This window comes from Pseudoalteromonas sp. L21 (genome assembly GCF_021728035.1).
GTDB classification, from domain to species: domain Bacteria; phylum Pseudomonadota; class Gammaproteobacteria; order Enterobacterales; family Alteromonadaceae; genus Pseudoalteromonas; species Pseudoalteromonas arabiensis.
In genome coordinates this window covers 55,146-75,942 of the sequence record NZ_JAKKCV010000005.1, presented here as the reverse complement: position 1 = coordinate 75,942, position 20,797 = coordinate 55,146, and the positions used below count along the sequence as shown (strand labels likewise).

At 40.7% G+C, this 20,797-nt stretch carries 26 protein-coding genes and 1 tRNA gene; 20 read left to right on the top strand and 7 right to left on the bottom strand.

Annotated features, from left to right (window positions below; genetic code table 11):
- The first annotated feature begins 9 nt into the window (after positions 1–9).
- The 5 genes from L3V41_RS14830 (at position 10) to alr (ending at position 4,539) form a co-directional block, all read left to right on the top strand.
- Positions 10–561 carry an RNA polymerase sigma factor gene (locus tag L3V41_RS14830; RefSeq protein WP_062567350.1) on the top strand — a complete coding sequence of 184 codons (552 nt, stop codon included), beginning with the start codon at positions 10–12 and terminating at the stop codon, positions 559–561.
- The gene (locus tag L3V41_RS14825) at positions 548–1,033 is read left to right on the top strand and encodes a hypothetical protein (protein ID WP_193988286.1); all 486 of its coding nucleotides are present in this window, start codon (positions 548–550) and stop codon (positions 1,031–1,033) included. Before L3V41_RS14830 ends, L3V41_RS14825 begins: the two co-directional genes overlap by 14 nt.
- Before the next feature lie 11 nt (positions 1,034–1,044).
- A complete protein-coding gene (locus L3V41_RS14820) occupies positions 1,045–1,986 on the top strand; it encodes a DUF4097 family beta strand repeat-containing protein (protein ID WP_237128024.1) in 942 nt (313 codons plus the stop codon).
- Between the two features lie 94 nt (positions 1,987–2,080).
- Entirely contained in the window at positions 2,081–3,460 is a 1,380-nt protein-coding gene (gene dnaB / locus L3V41_RS14815) for a replicative DNA helicase (protein WP_062567352.1), read from the top strand.
- Entirely contained in the window at positions 3,460–4,539 is a 1,080-nt protein-coding gene (gene alr, locus L3V41_RS14810) for an alanine racemase (protein ID WP_062567353.1), read from the top strand. The genes dnaB and alr overlap by 1 nt, the downstream gene beginning before the upstream one ends.
- Positions 4,540–4,546: 7 nt before the next feature.
- Here the strand turns inward: alr and L3V41_RS14805 are convergent, their stop codons facing one another.
- The gene (locus L3V41_RS14805) at positions 4,547–4,786 is read right to left on the bottom strand and encodes a DUF2960 domain-containing protein (protein WP_062567354.1); all 240 of its coding nucleotides are present in this window, start codon (positions 4,784–4,786) and stop codon (positions 4,547–4,549) included.
- A 115-nt stretch (positions 4,787–4,901) separates the two neighbouring features.
- Here L3V41_RS14805 and L3V41_RS14800 point away from each other — a divergent pair, with 115 nt between their 5' ends.
- Genes L3V41_RS14800 through L3V41_RS14790 form a run of 3 tightly spaced genes read left to right on the top strand, consistent with a single transcriptional unit; the run spans position 4,902 to position 6,611 of the window.
- A complete protein-coding gene (locus L3V41_RS14800; RefSeq protein ID WP_062567355.1) occupies positions 4,902–5,159 on the top strand; it encodes a hypothetical protein in 258 nt (85 codons plus the stop codon).
- A 22-nt stretch (positions 5,160–5,181) separates the two neighbouring features.
- Positions 5,182–5,805 (top strand): nicotinamide riboside transporter PnuC, encoded by a 624-nt coding sequence (pnuC, locus tag L3V41_RS14795; RefSeq protein WP_062567356.1) that lies wholly within the window; start codon positions 5,182–5,184, stop codon positions 5,803–5,805.
- Positions 5,805–6,611: a phosphotransferase gene (locus tag L3V41_RS14790; RefSeq protein ID WP_193988288.1), complete on the top strand. Its 807-nt coding sequence runs from the start codon at positions 5,805–5,807 to the stop codon at positions 6,609–6,611. The genes pnuC and L3V41_RS14790 overlap by 1 nt, the downstream gene beginning before the upstream one ends.
- On the opposite strand, the gene L3V41_RS14785 is transcribed toward L3V41_RS14790, so the two are convergent.
- On the bottom strand, positions 6,608–6,790 hold the full coding sequence (locus L3V41_RS14785) for a hypothetical protein (protein WP_062567358.1): 183 nt from the start codon (positions 6,788–6,790) through the stop codon (positions 6,608–6,610). The two genes, L3V41_RS14790 and L3V41_RS14785, sit on opposite strands and share 4 nt — an antisense overlap.
- A 219-nt stretch (positions 6,791–7,009) precedes the next feature.
- On the opposite strand from L3V41_RS14785, the gene L3V41_RS14780 reads away from it, so the two are divergent.
- The 3 genes from L3V41_RS14780 to L3V41_RS14770 all read left to right on the top strand — a co-directional run bounded on the left by L3V41_RS14780 (position 7,010) and on the right by L3V41_RS14770 (position 8,467).
- A tRNA-Arg gene (locus L3V41_RS14780) sits at positions 7,010–7,084 on the top strand.
- Positions 7,085–7,416: 332 nt separating this feature from the next.
- Positions 7,417–8,076: a hypothetical protein gene (locus L3V41_RS14775; protein WP_062567359.1), complete on the top strand. Its 660-nt coding sequence runs from the start codon at positions 7,417–7,419 to the stop codon at positions 8,074–8,076.
- A gap of 169 nt (positions 8,077–8,245) precedes the next feature.
- Complete coding sequence (locus L3V41_RS14770) at positions 8,246–8,467, top strand: Rho-binding antiterminator (protein ID WP_237128023.1); 222 nt, start codon at positions 8,246–8,248, stop codon at positions 8,465–8,467.
- Positions 8,468–8,473: 6 nt separating this feature from the next.
- Here L3V41_RS14770 and zntB read toward each other — a convergent pair whose 3' ends face one another.
- Complete coding sequence (gene zntB / locus L3V41_RS14765) at positions 8,474–9,445, bottom strand: zinc transporter ZntB (protein ID WP_237114793.1); 972 nt, start codon at positions 9,443–9,445, stop codon at positions 8,474–8,476.
- Positions 9,446–9,593: 148 nt separating this feature from the next.
- Between zntB and L3V41_RS14760 the strand changes: the two genes are divergently transcribed.
- The 8 genes from L3V41_RS14760 (at position 9,594) to L3V41_RS14725 (ending at position 15,019) form a co-directional block, all read left to right on the top strand.
- Positions 9,594–10,016 carry an ATP-dependent zinc protease gene (locus L3V41_RS14760; RefSeq protein ID WP_062567362.1) on the top strand — a complete coding sequence of 141 codons (423 nt, stop codon included), beginning with the start codon at positions 9,594–9,596 and terminating at the stop codon, positions 10,014–10,016.
- Positions 10,017–10,073: 57 nt separating this feature from the next.
- Complete coding sequence (gene rimK, locus L3V41_RS14755; protein ID WP_062567363.1) at positions 10,074–10,979, top strand: 30S ribosomal protein S6--L-glutamate ligase; 906 nt, start codon at positions 10,074–10,076, stop codon at positions 10,977–10,979.
- Positions 10,980–11,012: 33 nt separating this feature from the next.
- Complete coding sequence (locus L3V41_RS14750) at positions 11,013–12,071, top strand: succinylglutamate desuccinylase/aspartoacylase family protein (protein WP_062567364.1); 1,059 nt, start codon at positions 11,013–11,015, stop codon at positions 12,069–12,071.
- A 159-nt stretch (positions 12,072–12,230) separates the two neighbouring features.
- Positions 12,231–12,602 carry a hypothetical protein gene (locus tag L3V41_RS14745; RefSeq protein WP_237128022.1) on the top strand — a complete coding sequence of 124 codons (372 nt, stop codon included), beginning with the start codon at positions 12,231–12,233 and terminating at the stop codon, positions 12,600–12,602.
- 82 nt (positions 12,603–12,684) lie between these two features.
- Positions 12,685–13,170 carry a hypothetical protein gene (locus L3V41_RS14740; protein ID WP_237128021.1) on the top strand — a complete coding sequence of 162 codons (486 nt, stop codon included), beginning with the start codon at positions 12,685–12,687 and terminating at the stop codon, positions 13,168–13,170.
- 2 nt (positions 13,171–13,172) lie between these two features.
- The gene (locus L3V41_RS14735; protein WP_237128020.1) at positions 13,173–13,763 is read left to right on the top strand and encodes a DUF1240 domain-containing protein; all 591 of its coding nucleotides are present in this window, start codon (positions 13,173–13,175) and stop codon (positions 13,761–13,763) included.
- Between the two features lie 36 nt (positions 13,764–13,799).
- Positions 13,800–14,390: a DUF1240 domain-containing protein gene (locus tag L3V41_RS14730; RefSeq protein WP_237128019.1), complete on the top strand. Its 591-nt coding sequence runs from the start codon at positions 13,800–13,802 to the stop codon at positions 14,388–14,390.
- A gap of 38 nt (positions 14,391–14,428) precedes the next feature.
- Positions 14,429–15,019 carry a DUF1240 domain-containing protein gene (locus tag L3V41_RS14725; protein ID WP_237128018.1) on the top strand — a complete coding sequence of 197 codons (591 nt, stop codon included), beginning with the start codon at positions 14,429–14,431 and terminating at the stop codon, positions 15,017–15,019.
- A 62-nt stretch (positions 15,020–15,081) separates the two neighbouring features.
- On the opposite strand, the gene L3V41_RS14720 is transcribed toward L3V41_RS14725, so the two are convergent.
- The 4 genes from L3V41_RS14720 to recQ all read right to left on the bottom strand — a co-directional run bounded on the left by L3V41_RS14720 (position 15,082) and on the right by recQ (position 19,617).
- On the bottom strand, positions 15,082–15,642 hold the full coding sequence (locus tag L3V41_RS14720) for a mechanosensitive ion channel domain-containing protein (protein ID WP_062567371.1): 561 nt from the start codon (positions 15,640–15,642) through the stop codon (positions 15,082–15,084).
- 64 nt (positions 15,643–15,706) lie between these two features.
- Positions 15,707–17,365 carry a BamA/TamA family outer membrane protein gene (locus L3V41_RS14715; RefSeq protein ID WP_130151752.1) on the bottom strand — a complete coding sequence of 553 codons (1,659 nt, stop codon included), beginning with the start codon at positions 17,363–17,365 and terminating at the stop codon, positions 15,707–15,709.
- A gap of 124 nt (positions 17,366–17,489) precedes the next feature.
- Positions 17,490–17,786, bottom strand: a complete 297-nt coding sequence (locus L3V41_RS14710; protein WP_130151720.1) for a DUF3630 family protein — start codon at positions 17,784–17,786, stop codon at positions 17,490–17,492.
- Positions 17,787–17,793: 7 nt separating this feature from the next.
- Positions 17,794–19,617, bottom strand: a complete 1,824-nt coding sequence (recQ, locus tag L3V41_RS14705; protein WP_237128017.1) for a DNA helicase RecQ — start codon at positions 19,615–19,617, stop codon at positions 17,794–17,796.
- 254 nt (positions 19,618–19,871) lie between these two features.
- Between recQ and rarD the strand changes: the two genes are divergently transcribed.
- Entirely contained in the window at positions 19,872–20,795 is a 924-nt protein-coding gene (gene rarD / locus L3V41_RS14700) for an EamA family transporter RarD (RefSeq protein ID WP_237128016.1), read from the top strand.
- Positions 20,796–20,797: the final 2 nt, after the last annotated feature.

Below are 20,797 nucleotides of genomic sequence, written 5' to 3'. Positions count from 1 at the left end.
ACATCCAGGATGTTGATAGATGCAGAACAAGCGTTCGTCCAGCAAAGTGAGCATGCCTTAATTGAACGCGTTAAAAGCGGTGATCAAGGTGCTTATGCAACACTTTATGAGTTGCATGTGAAGCGGGTTTATAGCCTTTGTTTGCGACTACTTGCAGATAAAGAGCACGCCGAAGATGCAACACAAGAAGTGTTTGTACAGTTATGGCACAAAATAGCGAACTTTGATGGGCGTTCACAGTTTTCAACATGGTTACACAGTGTCACCAGTAATATTGCGATTAGCTATATTCGCAAACACAAAAGCTGGTTTCAGAAAGTAGTGAGTTTTGAACAAAGTGGTATGGATGAGCAAAGCGCAGCTGATTGCGACGGTTTTAATGGTCTCGATAAATTAGTACTGAGACTACCTGAACGAGCACGTATGGTTTTTGTGCTTCATGCAATTGAAGGCTATCGCCATGAAGAAATAGCAAGCATGCTTGATATGGCCGTAGGTTCAAGTAAATCGCAATTTCACCGTGCAAGGCAGTTATTAAAAGAGTGGTATGAAAATGAGTAAGCCAGAATTTGAACAATTTTTAAATGACTCGCTTAATCAGAAGCAAGATATTAGCCCAGAAAAAGATCTCTGGCAGGGTATTGAGCGAGCAATTGCAAGGCCGCAAACACAGCAACCTGATAAGCCAACGCGTGGCTGGAATAAACTCGCTGCTGTTGCCGCTTGCTGTATTGCAGCACTTTTAACTGTGCAGCTTTTTGTCGGCCAAGGTGAGTCAAACAGCATGATGGCAATGAGCAATTATTTTACTAAGCAAAAGCAAGGTTTGTTGGTGCAATATCAAAACCAACCTGCATTAACAGATAACTGGCAGCAACAGTTAAAAGAGTTAGAAGAAGCTGAGAGTGCCATCAAACAGGCTCTCGAGAATGAACCAGAAAACCCTGCTTTATTACAAATGCTCTCGCAGGTTTATCAGCAACAATTAGATTTAATTAACAAGGTGCATGCACCTAAGTGGCAAACGATTTAGGAGTAACAATTATGAAATTACTAGTCTTAACATTAGGATTACTGCCACTGATGGCAATGGCAGGACAAACCATTAATGAACAAATTGATGTCCCTGCAAATAAGCGTATTTTTATTGAAAACCAACGTGGTGATGTACGTATTGAAGGGTGGGATAAACCCCAACTTAAAATCGAAGGTGAGCTTGACGATAAAGCACAAGGTTATCGTTTAGAAGTTGAAGGCAGCCGTGTTGAATTTGTCGTAAAAATGCCGCGTAACTTAGGTGCTTGGAATAATGGTGATGGCTCTCGTTTAACTATTTACATGCCAAAAAGCAGTGAGCTTGAATTTGCTGGGGTGAATGTAACGGTTAGTGCCAAAGAGCTTGAAGCGGGCGCTGAGATCGATACCGTCAACGGCGATATTACAGTGCAAAATATAAGTGGCAACATGAGTTTTGAAACGGTCAATGGGGATGTAAATGCTCATGACCTGAACGGAGATATTCGCTTTGAAACCGTCAATGGCGAAATTAACGATAAAAACTCACAAGGTGCTTTACGCTTTACCGCAGTAAATGGCGACATTAAGTCAAAAACTAAAGCGCAAGATGTGCGCCTTGAGAACGTAAATGGTGATATTGACTTTGCTTTTGATGCGATTAAAAAGCTGCGTATCAATACCGTAAACGGTGAAGCTGAAGTTCACATCAATAAGCTGCTTGAAGATGCCAATATTCGTTTTGAATCAGTCAGTGGTGATGCAAAGTTTTACTTCCCAACTGATGTATCGGCAAAGTTTGAAATTGAAGCGCATGCTAACGGTAAAATTGTAAATGAGCTCAGTGATGACAAAGCGACTAAAGCGAAATACGGCCCATCAAGCGACTTAGAATTTAGTATTAACGGTGGGGATGCAGATATCGAAATGGATACCATTAGCGGGCGTATTGAACTTCGTAAACAGAAATAACGAACAATAAAGCGGGAAGTTTTCCCGCTTTACTATTTGCACAGCCTTTGCAAGTCGATAGAATAGAGCCATTCAATTTTAGTTTTGTGATGTTATGGCCAAACCAGATAAGCAAGTCGATACCTTAAAAGTCCCTCCCCATTCAATAGAAGCTGAGCAATCTGTTTTAGGTGGTTTAATGCTTGATAATCAAGCGTTTGACCGTGTTGCTGAGTTAGTGGTTGCACAGGATTTTTATACCCGCACCCATAAGCTGATTTTTGAAGCTATGGTGAGCCTTGCTGAAGGTGGTGATCCGATTGACTTAATCACTATTTCTGAAAATTTAGAAAAAAACAATCAGTTAAGCAGTATAGGTGGTTTCGCCTACCTTGCTGAAATAGCGAAGAACACACCAAGTGCGGCAAACATTGATGCCTACGCGAATATCGTGCGTGAGCGTGCTGTTATCCGTGAAATGATTGGTGTTGCAAACGAAATTGCCGAAGCCGGTTTTAGCCCAGAAGGGCGTACCAGCCATGACCTACTTGACTTCGCTGAAAGTAAAGTATTCAAAATTGCCGAGCAGCGTACAAAAAGCACTGAAGGCCCACAAAGCTTACACAGCATTCTAGAAAAAACAGTTGATAAGATTGAAGAGCTTTACCAGTCGCCGCAAGATGGTGTAACGGGTGTTAGTACGGGGTATGCCGATCTAGATAAAATGACGGCGGGTATGCAGCCTTCAGATCTTATTATCGTGGCAGCACGTCCATCGATGGGTAAAACCACCTTTGCGATGAACTTAGCCGAACACGCTGCCATGACACAAGATAAGCCTGTACTTATTTACTCACTAGAGATGCCGTCGGAGCAAATCATGATGAGGATGTTGGCATCGCTAGGTCGAATTAACCAAACTAAGGTTCGTACGGGTCAGCTAGATGATGACGATTGGGCGCGCCTGTCGTCAACCATGGGCTTGTTGATGGAAAAAGGTAAGATGTATGTTGATGATGCATCGGGTCTAACACCAACGGATGTGCGCTCGCGTGCGCGCCGTATTGCTCGCGACCATGGCGGTATTAGTATGATCATGGTCGATTACTTGCAGCTAATGCGTGTGCCAAGCTTGTCGGATAACCGTACCTTAGAGATTGCTGAAATCTCACGTTCACTAAAAGCACTGGCAAAAGAACTGCAATGTCCGGTTATTGCACTATCGCAGCTTAACCGTACCCTAGAGCAACGTGCTGATAAACGCCCAATCAACTCCGACTTACGTGAATCAGGCTCAATCGAGCAGGATGCCGACTTAATCATGTTTATTTATCGTGATGAAGTATATAACGAAGACAGTACAGAAAAAGGCGTGGCCGAAATTATCATAGGTAAACAACGTAATGGTCCAATTGGTAAAGTACGTTTAACTTTCCAAGGTCAATTCTCGCGTTTTGATAATTACGCGGGTCCTGCAATGGACGATGAATATTAATGCGTTTAGCCATTGCTGAAATTAACCTAAAAGCGCTTGCTCATAATTTAGCACAGGTGAAGCGCTTTGCACCTGATTGCAAAGTAATGGCTGTATTAAAAGCGAATGCTTATGGTCATGGCTTAGTTAAAATTGCCCAATACTTAAATGATGCGGATGCATTTGCGGTTGCACGTATTGACGAAGCGCTAGCGCTTCGTGCCGGTGGATTGACAAAACCTATAGTGTTGCTTGAAGGCTTTTTTCATAAAGATGATTTACCCATTCTTTTGGCAAATAACTTTCAAACCATTATTCATGATGAAAATCAGCTAAAAGTGCTTGAAGAAGCACAGTTAGATGCGCCTATTGCATGTTGGTTAAAAGTGAACACCGGCATGCATCGTTTAGGTATTTCACCGTCACAGTTTGAAGGGTTTTATAGCCGCCTAAAAGCCAGTAAAAATGCACACAATAACATTAAGTTGATGACTCATTTCTCATGTGCTGATGATATTAACGATGATAAAACTGCACAGCAGATTGCTTTGTTTGATGGCTTGGTTGCAGGAAAAGGTCAGCGTCATTGCTTGGCAAACTCCGCAGGCATTATCGCATGGCCTAATGGGCATGGTGATTGGGTTCGACCAGGGCTGATGCTGTATGGGGTGTCGCCTATGCTAAATAGTATTGGTCAACAACATGGCTTAGAGCCTGTGATGCGTTTAAAAACCCGTGTTATTGCGATTCGTGATGTTGACGCGAATCAGTGTGTTGGTTATGGCGGTCGTTGGCACAGCGATAAACCAACTAAGCTTGCTGTGGTCGCGATGGGGTATGGTGATGGTTATCCACGACACGCAGAGCAGGGCACACCGGTCGTTATTAAGTCACAACGCTATGGCATTGTTGGCAGTGTGGCGATGGATATGATCACGGTTGATATTGGCGATAACCACGACAATATCAAAGTGGGTGATGAAGTGATCATGTGGGGGCCTGAGCTTCCTGTTGAAGAAATAGCCCAATGCGCGACAACCATTCCTTATGAGTTACTGTGTAATATCACCCCACGTGTAAGCTACGAGTATCAAGAGTAACTTATAGTTACTCTTTAATGAAATACACGTCGCTAAATCCCATTCGTGCAAATTCTTGGTCACGAAAGTTACGCACTGCTGATGAGCCTTTTGAAGTCATTTCGACTTGCTGCTCCATTTTTAAATAATTTGTTAAATCAATACCTTCAGCCGCTGCAATCGCATGGTACATATCGCGGTATTTATCTTTAGCAAAATTGATTTCGCGAGGTTGGTTTTTAAATTTGTAAGTGATGCGGCGTGCCATAATGAATCCTCAAAGTTTATCGGGGCTGATTTTACACTAAAAAATAACCATAGCCATGACTTGTTAGTATAAGCGGGTTACAATGCCATACTTTTCAAAGACTCGGTAAATCATAATGAAACTTTCAGTAGAGATCAGTAAGTACCCACTACATCAAGACTACATTCCGTTTATCAAAGGTTTTATTGATCGTGTAAACAGTTACGAAAATCTTAAAGTAATCACCAATACCTTATCAACTCAGATTTTCGGTGATTATGATTTAGTCATGTCTGTATTGAATACTGAAATCAAACGTTCTTATGAAGAGTTTGGTAAAGCGATTTTTGTGTGTAAGTTTTTACATGGCGATTTATCGCCGAGCGACGATTAGTACCACAAGGTTACAGTAAAGCATGGATTTTTTGACAGACACGTTTGCAGGATTTACTGCGATGTCTCTTTGGGAATATATTGCAGTTGCACTGTCAATGGCGTATTTACTACTTGCGATTAAAGAAAGTCTATGGTGCTGGCCAGCCGCTTTTATAAGTACCTTTATTTATACCGTAATGTACTGGAATGGCGCACTTTTGATGGAGTCGCTACTTAATTTTTATTACATGTATATGGCGGTATATGGGTGGGTGGTCTGGCGTCGGGGTATGAATAATAAAGATCATCTACCGATTATTTCATGGTCGTTAAAAAGACATGCTGTTATCTTGCTTTTGACCTCATTAATTTCAGTGATTATTGGCTTTGTAATGGCTAATTATACCCATGCTGATTTTGCCTACCTTGATAGTTTTACAACCTGTTTTGCTGTTGTTACGACTTATTTGGTTGCTAAAAAGGTGCTCGAAAATTGGTTATACTGGATTGTGATTGATGCTGCATCAATGTACTTGTACTTTGAAAAAGGGTATTACCCTACACTCGTATTATTTGTTTTTTATACGGTTATGGCGGCGTGGGGCTTTAAAACTTGGTATGAAGAATACGAGCAACATCAAGCTAAGCCACTTGCACAGCTATAATGAAAACAGAGCAACAAATTCATGCGCTATTTACGCGCTTTAACTCTAGCTTAACGATTACCTCAATTAGCCCGTTGGTTGAGGGATTAAGCAATGATAACTACCTAGTAAAAACATCAACCAAGGCTTTCTTGGTTAAGCATTATCGTGATCACTGGCCGGCGATAGGGCTAGCTGCGCAAGCGCACTTTGCTAAGCAAAGTTGCTGCCCAGCACCCCTTTGGTTAGAGCAGGCAACTGATACTGCCATTTTTGACTACGTGGCGGGTAGCATAGCAAGTGGTGAGTTTTGTAGCAGTTTATTACCTGATTTAGTTAATTTGCATCGCTACCCAGTGCTAACCGAGCCCATGGATATTGCCTATGAAATTAACTATTACCGGCAAACAGCACGGTATCAGCAGCATGCGAGTTTAATTGAGCAATCGCTCGCGTACATTGCTGCTGCGCCAAAAGATATGGGCTTTTGCCATAACGATTTGGTAAAAGAAAATATAATAGTGAACGAATCGGGCATGTTTTTAATCGACTTTGAATATGCCAAAAGTAATGATGTTTATTTTGACTTGGCTGCGCTGGTGGTGAGTTTTGGGCTCAATGAGTCGCAGCAACTGCAGTTGCTTAAAAACTATCAATCACGTGTGTGTGAACACCGTGAATTCAATTTATCGCTCGAAAAGCTCGCTGCGTTTCATGCTGTATTTTTACTATTGTGCATTTGCTGGTATGAACAACGCGGTGCAATGGATAAAGTGGCGCCACTGCTTACACAGCTTAACCACTTTATTGAGGAAGTAAAAAATTAAAGGCCGCCAATTCGCTCGGCAAGTTCTTTATATTTTTTTACATCTTCTGGTTCAAATAAAGGCTCACCTTTGTCATCTTGTGATTTCGAGATTAATAAATGCTCGCGAGCAAGTCGTTTAACACGTTCGACTTTTACACCTAAAAATTCTGCAACTTGCTCTGTAGACATTAAACTCATATTCAAATTCCCCTTACACGGCAATGAGTGCCATTTGTTATTTAATTTATTAAGTATACGTTAATACCGTGGTTCTGCCCGAATGTGAAGTGTTTTAATGCAATTTGCTGAATTTATAAGCATATAGGGCTTTAGATGCTAGCATTTAAGGCAAGATGCCATTATCATTGCCGAGTTGTCATGCTGATATCGCGAGTCAGTATTGATGACGACAAATGTGCTCTCGTGGTGAAATGGATATCACGTGGCCCTCCGGAGGCTAAGTTGCAGGTTCGATCCCTGCCGAGAGCGCCATTTGCTCTGCTATTTATTTCCTTTTAAACTTATCATTACACTATCAAACAGCTTGCTTATGATAGTAAAGCTGCATATTTAAGTAAGCCTGTTCAAACATCATCCCTATAAGTAATTCATTAAATTTGTTTGTATTTTATGTTCCTGCGTTTAAGTCCATTACTTAAAATACTTTATATTCCCTTTTTAATTGCAAATTTAATTGATAATCATTATTGTTAAGGTTGTTTCGGCATCGCTATACGCAAGTGTACTTGGTTTCTCTTGTACTTTTGGTTTCAAACTGCGTTTTATGTTGATAGACACATCATTAAAGCTTAAAAGGAAACTTAATGAACAGCTTAAAGAATTTACTTTTTATTGCTGCACTTATCGGCAGTAGTTTTGCAAATGCACATGAAGTTTGGTTGGTAAAGTCTGCAAAAGGCGATGATATAAAACTGTATTTAGGAGAGCCTGGTGAACCTGAATCTGGCGATAGTATTGCAGGGCTGAAAAATGCACAGGTATTTGTTAATGATAGTCAGTCGACTTTAGCGCTTACTCAACACCAAAACTATTGGTTAGCTGAGGTAAAAGAGCAAGGTGATGTAAGAGCTTTCATAGATGATTTATGGGAGCCTTGGCAAATGGAAAAAACCTCAGAACAAGAGGCGGATAAGCTCCAAGCGGCTAAGCTTTTTGCTAAGGCTGGCCGTCAAGATACCAAAGCTAAACAAGAGCTCGAGTTCGTGCCAAGCAAAGCAAATGGGAACACCTTCACACTTGTTTATAAAAATAACCCTGTTGTTGATCATGCTGTATTAGTGCAAACACCTAGTCAGCAATTAAAAATAACAACCGATAAAAAAGGGCAATTAACTGTTACCAATAAAGAGAAAGGAACCTACATTATTTCCAGTGATTACCCTGTTGAAGGAAAGGCTGTTGTTGCCGGTAATCAGGTTGATAGCACGTATAATATTGTAACGATTAGTTTTCGAGTTGATTAACTTTAATAGGTGATACGTATTTTAAACTAGCGTTTTCATTACGAATCAGCTCTTTAAATTTGGCTACCTAAGTCAAATAGCAGGCTAGCTTGTGAGTGAGAACGCGGTTTGCTGATACTGTTATTATTTTCTACACTAGTTGAACTCGTGTTCTTTTAAAGATAAAAATATGACTTATAGTCCAATCCCCTGTGCTGACTACGATCAATATGAGCTTTGGTGTATGCAAAACGCTGAGTTGTTGATCACATTAGATTCTGGTGAGCAGCTTCAGGGCAAAGCAGTAAATTTGAAAATAATACACCCAGATGGTGAACACTTAATTATTACAACAGCAAAAGGCGAACATAACGTTCGCCTTGATTTGATTACTTCAGCAATTGTTGTTTAACACCAGTTAGAGCCATTTTTTATTTTTAAAGTAAATGCCAATACCGACAGTAAGCACGACTAAAAATATTAAAAATACGCTGAATGCATAGGGGTTCTCAGTACCTGGTATACCGCCAACATTCACACCTAATAAGCCTGTTAAAAAGCCCAGTGGCAAGAAAAGTGCCGCGACAACCGACATCACATACATACGTTGATTAAGTTGCTCAGACACTTGGTTAGCAATGGTTTGTTGAATGATTTGCGCGCGTTCAATTGAGCTGTCTAGCTCTTCTAAAAAGCGAATTACCATGTTGGTTGTTTCGTTCAAACGTGCTTTATCATCTTCATTTAACCACTTGTACTTATTGTTTAATAAAGTAATAAGCGCTTCTTTTTGTGGCCTTAAATAGCGTTTTAGAGCAATGGTTTGGCGACGCATTTGCGCTAACGCTTGGTTATCAAAGCCTTTATTTGGTTCGTCAATTTCATCTTCAAAAATATCTAACGTGTCATCAAGACTGTCAATCACACCTTGCATGCGTGATGTTAAATTTTGTGCCAAATCACACACTAATTCAGAGATTGAACAGGGGCCGTTACTATCATTAAATGACGCAACAACATCTTGTACAGAGAGCAAACGACGTTTGCGAGTTGTCACTATGATGTTTTCATTAATAAATAAACGTAAAGACACCATGTCTTCAGGGCTCTGTGCAGGGTTTAGATTGACGCCACGCAAAAACAGCATAGTGCCATTGGTTACTTTAGTCAGGCGCGGGCGTGTCTCATCTGCTGTTAATGATGCTAATTCGTAGTCGGTTAATAGATTACTGCTTTCAAGCCACTGAATCGCTTCAGGCTGACTATAATCCATATGAACCCAAAGTTTTCCGTGTTCGGGTTGCCAATTTTGCAGCTCAGTACTATTGTCAATAGCACGTGCACCGCCTTGCTCGTCTAAAATTAAGACATGAAGTAACCCATTGATCATATTGAACTCTCGTTTTACAAATGGTGCGATATAGTTGATTATAGTTTAGCCTACGTCAATTAAATCGATTTATCGAGGGGATAAATATATTTCGTTGGTGTTTCTAGCTCTGTAGCGTATAAGACACTTTTTTATAGAGGGCACATTAATGACTGCAAAAATTATTGTTGGCTGGCGCGAATGGTTGAGCTTACCTGAACTGGGAATTGATAAGATCAAAGCGAAAGTGGACACTGGTGCGCGTACTTCGTGTATTCATGCTTTTGATGTTGAAGAGTTTTCAGAAAATGGTGAGAACTGGGTGAAATTTTCAACCCACCCTTTACAAGACGATGAAGAAACGATAGTAGAGTGCCGCGCAAAAGTTGTTGAGCGCAAGTATGTGACCAGCTCAAGTGGTCAGCGCGAACTTCGCTACTTTATCGAAACAAAATTAGTCGCAGGAAACCAAAGCTGGCCTGTAAGGGTGACTTTAAGTAACCGTTCAACAATGAAGTTTAGAATGTTGTTAGGGCGTACAGCAATGGAAAACCGCATAGTCGTTGATCCGGCTTTATCTCATTTATTATAGAAAAGGACTTATCACACGTTTTTACGTGTATGAGTTTATCAGTTAAGGTTTTTAACTATGAAACTTGGTATTTTATCACGCAACCAAAATTTATATTCAACACGTCGCTTGATTGAAGCTGCTGAGCAGCGTGGTCATGAAGTAAAAGTGATTGATGCACTACGTTGTTATATGAACATCAATTCAGAGCAACCTGAAATACATTACCGCGGTGAAAATTTAAAAGATTTTGATGCAATTGTACCGCGCATTGGTTCATCAGTGACTTTTTATGGCTGTGCAGTATTACGCCAATTTGAAATGATGGGTGTATTCCCTGTGAATGAATCAGTCGCAATCACTCGCTCGCGAGATAAGTTACGTTCATTACAACTATTGTCACGTAAAGGCGTAGGCATGCCAGTAACAGGGTTTGCGAGTAAACCTGATGATGTAAAAGACTTACTAAGCATGGTAGGTGGCACGCCTGTCGTAATTAAATTACTTGAAGGTACGCAAGGTATCGGCGTGGTATTAGCTGAAACACGTAAAGCGGCAGAAAGTGTAATCGAAGCGTTTATGGGTTTAAAAGCCAATATCATGGTGCAAGAGTACATCAAAGAAGCGGGCGGTGCGGACATTCGCTGTTTTGTATTAGGCGATAAAGTAATTGCGGCAATGAAACGTCAGGCGCAAGAAGGTGAATTTCGTTCTAACTTACACCGTGGTGGTAGCGCGACATTAGTGCGTATTACCCCAGAAGAAAGAAAAACAGCCGTTGCAGCAGCTAAAGCAATGGGCTTGAATGTAGCGGGGGTTGATTTACTTCGCTCTGCACGTGGTCCATTGGTGATGGAAGTAAACTCGTCACCAGGCCTTGAAGGCATTGAAGTTGCAACCGGTAAAGACATTGCTGGCATGATTGTCGAGTTTATTGAAAAAACAGCGGCATCAAAAAGAACAGCAACGCGTGGTAAAGGTTAAGTAATATAAGCGCTCTATTAAAAGGAACAGTGCGTGGCAAAGGTTAAGAAAAATACACCGTTTTCAATTTTGGGTGATACTGTTGGGGTTGGAGAGCGCAAAGCGTTTTCGATTGAGGCTGCAAAGCTTTATACCCACTCACCGTTGAATATTCCGATTGAAGTTGTAAATGGAGTGCAGCAAGGGCCTGTGCTAATGGTGTGTGCTGCAATTCATGGTGACGAGTTAAACGGGGTTGAAGTTGTAAGACAGTTACTTGCTAAAATCGACCCTGAGCAATTGCGTGGAACCATTATTGCTGTACCGATTGTGAATGTATTTGGCTTTATCCATAAGTCGCGTTACTTACCTGACCGCCGTGATATGAACCGTAGTTTTCCTGGTTCAACACGAGGCTCGTTGGCAGGGCGTATGGCGAATGCTTTTTTTACTCAAGTAGCAGTGCATTGTACGCATATTATTGATTTACATACTGGCGCAATCCATCGTACTAACTTACCACAGATCAGAGCCAACTTAAGTGACCCCGAGACTGCAGCTATGGCTAAAGCATTTGGGACGCCGGCGGTGATTGATGCCTCACTGCGTAATGGCTCATTGCGTAGTGAAGCGGCCAATTTAGGCATTCCTGTTATCACTTATGAAGCGGGAGAGGCACTGCGCTTTGACCCAATTGCCATTGCCGCAGGCGTGCAAGGGGTTGATTATGTTATGCGCCATTTAAAAATGGTGCGTGGCAAGCGTGCTAAAAAGCTTCCTGAGCCAGTGATTGCAAGCTCGACGAGCTGGATACGTGCCGAAGTGGATGGTATTGTCCGTGCGCAAGTATCCCTTGGTGAGCGAGTGATGAAAGGGCAAGTGCTCGCTTATATAAGTAGTCCATTAGGTGATGCTGAGCTTGAGCTACTGGCACCCCGCAGTGGTATTGTTATTGGCCAGCAAACGATGCCACTTGTAAACGAAGGGGATGCAGTGTTTCATTTAGCCTACTTTGCCCATGCGAATAGCCTTGTAGAGCAACAGCTCGAAACCTTTATTGATGAAATAAGCGATATTGAAGACGAGCTAAAAACGGCTGAACTCAATAACTAATAGCTGTTAATCTTTTACTTTAAAAGCCGCAATTTGCGGCTTTTATTATTTGAGATAAGCGTTAATTACAGACATTTCTGATTAACCAAACATTGAATTAACTTCTTTAGTGTTTAAAATAGAGACGAATGGAATGAGTCAATTTATAAGGAAATTACGATGTCTGCACATGCTCGTCGCGCAATTGCTCAAAGGCAGCGTCAACAACAAATTCAAAATATACTCGCCAGTAATAATCATACAATGTTAATCATGAACTCAGCGGAGTTTGTTGACTACATTATTTCTGTAAAAATGAAACAGGGATATTCTCGTGCACAAGCTGTTGATTGGATTGATGCGCAGTTAAAAGAATATAACTCTGTATCTAATAAATGGGAAATAATTAAAGGTGATTTAAAGTTCGGTGTAGGCTTATATCCTTTGTTTGATGATGTAAGATCGCTTACTGTACTGGCTGCGCACTTAAACAGCAGGGAAATGTGTTTGGTAATTTTAAAATCAAAGTGTATAACGGCTCGCCAGCTATAATTATAGACTCATACCCACGAATCCGTGAACACTTAACAGAGACCCATACTTAGCAAGTAATCCAAAGTTATTTACAGTTGGTGTGGGTAAGTTAGAAGCGGCAAAGTCAATGAAGGGTGGGTTTATTGTTACTTTGATTATATCAGTTACTTTTCATGCATTGGATCTTGTTTTGAGAGATGAAGCAACATGGCATGACTTCGTTGCAGGTGTTGCTGTTGATATGGCAGTTGTTGCGGCAACTATAGCTGTTACTGGGTTAGCATTGATGGGATTGCAAACATTAGGGGCTGTTGTTGCAGGGGTCACTGCGGCACCTTTAATAGTGGTAGTAATCGTTGGGGGTGGGGCTACTCTTTTGTCAATTGCTTTTAAAAGTGAAATAGATCAATTAGTAAATATTTTAACTCTTAGCTTGAGAGACATGGAAGAAAAGGTAATTGCAGGTTTAATTAAAATTAATCCTCAAAAGGTCAATTTTGATCGCAATAATAACAATAACTTATTTAAATATTTACATCAGTTATTCGGTGTACCTTTTATAGATATTAATTTGGATAGAGGATGAGAATGCTAATTTTAAAGTGGGAAAAATCAGATGAAAAGTTTCAAGAACTTACTTTAAAAGCTAAGCTTTTACATTTGTTCAGTTTCTTACTCTTTTCAATATTTACAGCCACTCTATTGTATTTATCATACATAGGTATTTTTAAGAATTTATTTCTGGAATCAAGACGTTTTTATATTAGTGAGACTGGCCTGCTAGCACCCGCGATATTCTTTTTACCTTTTCCATTTTTTATGGTTGTCGCAATTATTCAGAAAGTTTTTAATTATAAAATCGATCAAACATTTAAATTTATGATAAAAACTTCAACTATTGGTATAGCCTTGTTTTTTGTTTCTATATTTGTTTGTAGTTTTTACATAGAAGCAAACTTAAAAAAGCATGGTTATACTTACTGCTCTTGGTATAAATTTTCCCCGACGCGCTCACCTGATGTGTGGTTAAAAGATAGCCGTTTTTGTTTGAAAGAGGGTGCAATTGTTGCTTTAGACGTTGAGAAATGGTTTGAATATCATGACAATAAAGGTATTGAACCTCAACTTGATGAACTTAAAGTATTCATTACTAAAGCGCGTAAAGAGCAAGGTCGTTAAAATATAAGAATATAATTCTATCTAAAAAGGAACTTCATGCTGTTTTTTAGGGGTAAAGAATCTGAAGGAAATTTTTCAGATTTTGAACTCAATAAAAAAGTGATTATATGTCTGACATTTATATTATTGCTGCTTTTGGCTTATGGATACATGTATGGTACTTACGTAGGTGTGAAAAATCATTTAATTATTAATAACAGGCTATATTATATTAGTGAGGTTGGTTACCTAGCTCCAGCTATTTTTTTAGTACCATTTCCTATTATTGCTATTATAGGCGGTGTTCAAAAGTTGCTAGGAAAAGAAAATAATAAAACAGCTAAACATCTAATAAAGTCATTGCTTTATGGTGTTCCCTTGTATGTGGCTTTTTCAATTATTTGTAGCTTTTATATCGAAGCAAACTTAAAAAACCATGGTTACACTTACTGTTCGTGGTATAAATTTTCCCCGACACGCTCCCCTGATGTATGGCTAAAAAATAGTGAACTTTGTTTGAAGGTTCATCATTATGTTGTGTTAGATGTTGAAGAGTGGTTTGAGTGGCATAATGAACAAGGTATTGAACCTCAACTTGATGAACTAAAAGCCTTTATTGCTAAAACAAATAAAGAGCAAGGTCGCTAAAATAAACGAATGTTATTAGATATCAGAAAAGGAACTTCATGCCATTTTTAAAGTGGGAGAAATCAGGTGAAAAATTTTCAGCTCTTGAAGTTAAAGCTAAGTTTTTAATATTCATAACAATAGTTTTCTTAAGCTTTATTGCTGTATTAATCACGTATGCGTCATATAAAGGATTCAATGAGCATGTTTTTTTTGATAAAGATCATTACTATATAAGTGAAGTAGGGTTACAAGCTCCTGGCTTTTTCATATTGCCGCTCCCGCTTTTTATGATAATTGCAGGTGTTCAGAAGATCTTTAATTATAAAAATGAAAAAACATTTTTGCTGATGATAAAGTCAACATTAGCTGGCATAGTTTTATACTTTATTTCGTCGATTGTGTTGAGTTTCTATATTGAAGCAAACTTAAAAAACCATGGCTACACTTACTGTTCGTGGTATAAATTTTCTCCGACACGCTCCCCCGATGTATGGCTAAAAAATAGTGAACTTTGTTTGAAGGTTCATCATTATGTTGTGTTAGATGTTGAAGAGTGGTTTGAGTGGCATAATGAGCAAGGTATTGAACCTCAACTTGATGAACTAAAAGCCTTTATTGCTAAAACAAATAAAGAGCAAGGTCGCTAAGTTAAATCGTGGCTGTTTTAAATTAGACAGTTTTAGTGTGATTCAAAGCCGCAGATGCGGCTTTATTTTTTGGGGCCTAGAATACGTTTTGTCGATGCTGTTTTCGTTGGGGCAGGGGCTTTGTTGAGCACCATCACAGGGCGGGTAACAAAGATGTTATTAGGGTAAATAACTTTATGTCCGTCAACGTGTTCAAGCACAACATTCATTAATCCCATTTCAGTAATGCGACCTTCAAGAAAGTTTGCGCCATCAATCACTCTTACCCAATAGCCAACACGGCAGTCGTTTTGAATGAACATGAGTAAGAAGGCTGTTAAGTTACTAAGAAGTGACCATGCAGCAAACAGTGCAACGCCGAGCATGGCAAAAATTGAGGAGCCAAGCACTAACAAACCACGCAGCTCGATCCCCCAAAAAACTAATACTAAACACAGCATGACAATGGCTAAAATAATATTTAGTAACAGCTCTGCGCGGTATTCACGATGAGGATCGGCCTTTCCTTTGATTGCTTTAAGCAACAGCTTTTTCGTGGTTTTACGAAGCAACGGGTAAAGCAAAATCGCGATGATTGTGACGATTAAATGGTATTGCTCATTAAAAAGTTCGACGAAGTCCAAACGGGTTCCTAAGTTAAAGATTTACGCACTAATTTTATCGTTTTAGGCTGTGAAAAACAGTACTTTAAAAAGTATTTTTAACGGTGACGAGCCACTGCACAGAGTCAATATCATCATCTTGTTTGTTAATTGGCGCAGCAATATCGAGGTGAATAACCGTGCCTGCATTTGCGCGACTTGGGGCTAAGCGAAGCCCAACCCCGACGTTTTGTAATACGTTGCCGTTGGAGCCATTGTCTTTATCGTTATACCAAGCACGACCTATATCGTAAAAGGCTGCACCGCCTACTTTAAATAATTGTAGTAAGTCATATTCCCAATAATAGCGTTTTTCTAATGTTACTAGAAAGCTGCGATCACCTACTTGGTAATCTAAAGGGTAACCGCGTAAACCATTCTCGCCCCCTAAGGTTAGTTGCTTATCTGCGGTCAGGTTTTTTGCATATTGCAGACGCACTTTTGCATACCAAGTTTGTTGTATGCTGGTGTTTAAGTAGTACTGAACTTGTGAACTGGTTATTAAGTTTTCAACATCGTCTTGTTCTTCATTCCAATAGCCATCAATGTCTGCTTTGAAACGCCATAGTTGATTATCACCAGTGTAATGCGCTTTAGATAAAGAGAGCGAGTAAATGGTGCGGCTGGCATCATCACTTATATCTTTACTTGAATAGCCCAGTAAGGCACTAATATTCCAGCCTAAATTAAGATCCTCGGTGCGGTAGATACTGTCAAAATTTCTCACTTTAACAAAATGGTCTTCAAACCACTGGCCACGAATGTAGGGGTAACTTACGTTACGATCATTGGCGATCGGTAAATGTGTTTCAGGAATGGCTGCAAAGGTATCTTCTCGGTTTTCAAACCCGATGCTAAGGCGCTGAGTCCAATTATTTGCAAAATGACGTGAGTGGCCAAAGTAGGCCCTATTTAAAATCGTTTTTTGTTCAAATTCGCTAACAACATCACCGCGGTAATATAGCGACTCACGACGCTGGTCAGAGTAACTCGTAAAGCCATAGCTGTAAGGGGTATCTATTGAGAAAAAGGGATAACTTAAATCTATGTAGTGGCGTTTACCATCATCGTTGTCTGAGTATTCAATACGCCCTCGATAACGGCTAGATAGAATATTAGGATCATCATATACGAATAGATAACCGGTACGATCAGCATCACGCGTGCGCGAGAAAGAAACCCGTTTACCCCATCCTAAAAAGTTAGATTCACGAAAACCAATACTCGATTCGTTTTCACCGCCACTGCGGCTAAAGCTTATTTCAGGAAGTAAAGTCCATAAATCACGCGTCACGACCTTCACACGAACATTACCATCGCAATCAAGGTTAGCGTGAATGCGTGCGTCATATAGGTAGCCTTGCTTACGTAGGAGCCGCTCTGATTCTAGTAGCTTACGAGGGTTATAAGTATCGCCTTCACTGAACAGTAAAACGCTATGAATAACCTCAGGCTCCGTTGTCATGTGCGCGCGGTTTGCAAAGCGAAATAAAAAGTTATCTTCTTCTTCAAGTTCAGTGTTGAAGACATTAAGTTGCTCAAGCTCGACAGCAACAATTTTGCGATTTTCGGCGGCTTCAGGAAGTGGGTTGTCGGTATCAAGTTGGCGACGTAGGTTATTATCTTGTGATTTAAGCGTACGTTGGTTTTGACAATAATTGTTATCATCACTAGGTAGCTGCTGCGCATATGCACTTGCTGCCATGCTTACTGTCAGTAATGTCGTTAACTGAGCAACAAAGTGCGACTGCTTAAATCCCATTTACACCCTTAGTTGTTTATGCCTTATACAGATACTACATACTAAGCGCAGAAAAAAGTCTAGCTTATTATTGTAACTGCATAACTAAATACTGATAAAGGTCAGCTAATAAGGCTGCTGCTTCAACGCCTTCGGCGTTAATCCAAATACTTTCACTGTAATGTTCAAAGTTTAGATTAAAACTATGATCTGTAAAGTGAAACCTTACTCTATGTCGGTCCGCTCCGGCATCAAAGTCAGCAGTTTGAATAGCTGGAGCGTGCAAAAAAAGTGTAGCCCATAGCGCAAAGTCTTCATCGGTGGGATGTTCGCTTGGCGTGATGATAATAACTTGATGTTCAGCATCGTATAGAAGTTCAGTCATACTTACCCTAGTTGGCTGCGAGATAATCGCGAATGGTATTTAAAAACGGTGCCCCATACTTGTTAAGCTTTGTAAAACCAACACCCGATACTTTCAAGAACTCACTGTCATTGGTTGGCATAAGCTGCGCCATTTCAGCAAGGGTTTTATCATTGAACACCACATAAGGCGGCACATCGTCCGCATCTGCAAGCTCCTTACGTAGAGCACGCAGCCGCGCAAACAGCTTTTTATCGTAATTGAATTGAGCAAGTTTATCTTGGTATACGTGTTTCGCTTGAAGGCGGGGTTCTGCCAGCTGTAGGGCATATTCACTTTTAAGCACTGCGCGTGCAGCTTCGGTTAAACGAAGCGAAGAGCCTTGCGTGATGTCTTGGCTCAATAAACCCTGATGAATAAGCTGCCTTAAAATGCTCAGCCAAAACTCCACACTGTGATCTTTACCTATGCCATAGGTGCTCAGCTGGTGGTGATTATTATCACGGATACGACTCGTGTTAGCGCCGCGCAACAGCTCTACAATATAACCAATACCAAAGCGTTGCTCAGCACGATAAACACAGGATAATGCTTGTTGCGCAACCAGTGTACCGTCAAAGCTTTTTGGTGGATTTAGACAGATATCGCAGTTGCCACACGTTTCACGTTTGTATTCACTAAAATAATTGAGCAAGATTTGTCTGCGGCAGGTTTGTGCTTCGGCAAAGCTGGCCATAGCGTTAAAGCGCTGCTCTTCCACACGACGACGTTGCTCGTCCTCAATATCTTCAAAAAAGCGGCGTACGCGGCCGATATCAGCCGGATCAAAATACATAATCGCTTCTGCGGCAAGACCATCACGACCAGCACGGCCTGTTTCTTGGTAATAGGCTTCAATGCTTTTTGGAATATCGTAATGCACCACAAATCGCACGTTTGGTTTGTTGATGCCCATTCCAAACGCAACGGTGGCGACCACAATTTGAATATCGTCACGAGCAAAGCCTGATTGTACAAACTGGCGTTGCTCGTTACTCATACCTGCATGATAAGCTGCGGCATTAAATCCTGCGTCAGCGAGCTTTTCAGCCACATCATCGACACGTTTTCGGCTAGTACAGTAAATTATACCGCTTTGATTTTGTTGTTCTTTTAAGTAACGAAGTAGTTGCACCATCGGTTTGAACTTTTCTTCAATGGTGTAACGAATATTGGGTCTGTCAAAGCTGCCTGTGTGCACGTATGGGTGATTAAGCTGGAGCTGTTCAATAATATCGTAGCGAGTTGCTTTGTCTGCTGTGGCAGTTAATGCCATCATGGGCACATGCATAAAGCGCTGTTTTAATTCATTGAGCCTACAGTAATGTGGCCTAAAATCGTGCCCCCAATGCGATACACAATGGGCTTCATCAATCGCAAATAAGGCTAGCTTAAGATGGCTCAAACGCTCTAAAAAATCATGCTGTAAGACTTTTTCTGGTGCAACATATAAAAGCTTAATTTGGCCATAATGCAATTGCTGATACACCGCTTGTTGTTCTTCAAATGGCAAGCTGTTGTTGATATAGGCAGCTTGAACACCAAGGGCACGAAGTTGCGCAACCTGATCTTGCATGAGGGAAATAAGTGGCGAAATGACCACAGTGACGCCATCAAGGATCAAAGCAGGTACTTGATAGCACAATGACTTACCACCGCCAGTAGGAAGCAGCACGAGCGAATCTTGTCCGTCTAGCGCGGCGGCTATAATAGCGTGTTGGCCATCACGAAACTCACTGTAACCAAACACTTGTTTGAGTACGGCTTGTGGTGAGCGAATGGGTGTGTTGGTTGTTGCGGTATTGGTATTCATCGCGAGCATTTTAGTGGTTTTTTATAGCGATGTCTTTAGCAATATACCCAAACGACCTCAATATGCAGAATTCAGCGTTTCACAGGAGCTTAATATCAAGGCGTTACTTTGCAACAATGGCAGTACCCTTTTAAGAAGTAACAACGATGAGGGTAAGTGCCTGTGGAGCGCCCAAAGGGTTTATTTAACCCGTTTTAGTTGCGCAGTTAGAAAGGGGGCGTAAAATAGTGTTTTTAATCAATAAAGCCTAACTTATGCCTACCAATACCGAACAGCGAAAAGGGGTCATTTTCGCATGTTTAGCCTTTTTTATGTGGGGCTTAGCACCCATTTATTTTAAGCTTCTACAAGATATTTCTGCTTTTGAAATATTGATGCACCGTGTTATTTGGTCGGTGTTATTTTTACTTCTTATTATTGCCGTTCGTCATCAGTGGCAGCGAATTCGAGTCGCTTTAAGTCAGCCTAAGCTGCTGTTTATGCTGGTGGTTACCGCTACCTTGTTGGGCTTTAATTGGGGCTTGTTTATTTGGGCTGTGAATAATAACCACATGCTGGATGCAAGCTTAGGTTATTACATAAATCCGCTTTTAAATGTATTACTGGGGATGCTGTTTTTAGGTGAGCGTTTACGTAAGTGGCAAGGTGTTGCGGTAGGTTTAGCCTTGTGCGGGGTACTGTTACAGTTAGTAAGTTTTGGCTCTTTCCCTGTGGTTGCGTTTTCATTGGCGGGCTCGTTTGCTATTTATGGTTTATTACGTAAAAAGCTGCCTATTGAGTCATTACCAGGTTTGTTGCTCGAAGCGCTAATTTTACTGCCTGTTGCATTGATTTACTGGTGGTTAATGGTGCCGACTACAAGTTCAGATTTTACGGCTAATAATTGGCATGTTAACTTATTGCTGATCAGTGCTGGTGTCGTGACAACCCTACCTCTTTTATGTTTTACAGGTGCAGCTAAGCGCTTGCAATACAGTACCTTAGGTTTTTTTCAGTATATAGGTCCAAGTTTAATGTTTATGCTTGCTGTGGCGTTTTATGGTGAAGTATTTGATGCTGAGCGCGTGGTTACCTTTGCGTGTATTTGGAGTGCGTTGGCATTATTTAGTTGGGACTCTTATCGCCAAAGCCGTAAGCAGCGAAAAGCGCAGCTAGCCGCCGTAACTAAGCCAGTATAAAG